Origin of the sequence: Psychroserpens jangbogonensis, assembly GCF_000797465.1 — a bacterium.
Lineage (GTDB): Bacteria > Bacteroidota > Bacteroidia > Flavobacteriales > Flavobacteriaceae > Psychroserpens > Psychroserpens jangbogonensis.
The window spans coordinates 1-239 of sequence record NZ_JSWG01000062.1 but is presented as its reverse complement, the minus strand read 5'-3'; the positions used below and the strand labels follow the sequence as shown (position 1 = coordinate 239).

1 protein-coding gene is annotated in these 239 nt (G+C 63.2%); it reads right to left on the bottom strand.

Translation table 11 applies throughout. The features are described 5' to 3' along the window. The coding region (locus RH81_RS17225) for a hypothetical protein (RefSeq protein ID WP_206539398.1) at window positions 1-239 on the bottom strand (239 nt) is incomplete at both ends.

The window sequence follows — 239 nt, the reverse complement described above, 5'->3', positions numbered from 1 at the left end:
TGTTTGCCCGTCCGCCGCCTGCCGTATTGTTCAGGCGCAGTCCGTTCCTCGCAATCACCGTGGCTCCAAGGCGCGCCTGCCTGACGGCCTCATCTACGGCAAGGAAGACCTCGGGGCGCGCCAGCCGCTTCAGACTGCTGGTCGGCGGACCGCTTGGATTGACGAGGTAGGCCGCGGTATCGCCGCGAAATTCGAGAATGTTCAACTCTTCATCGCACAGCACGCTTGGCGGGGTGTAT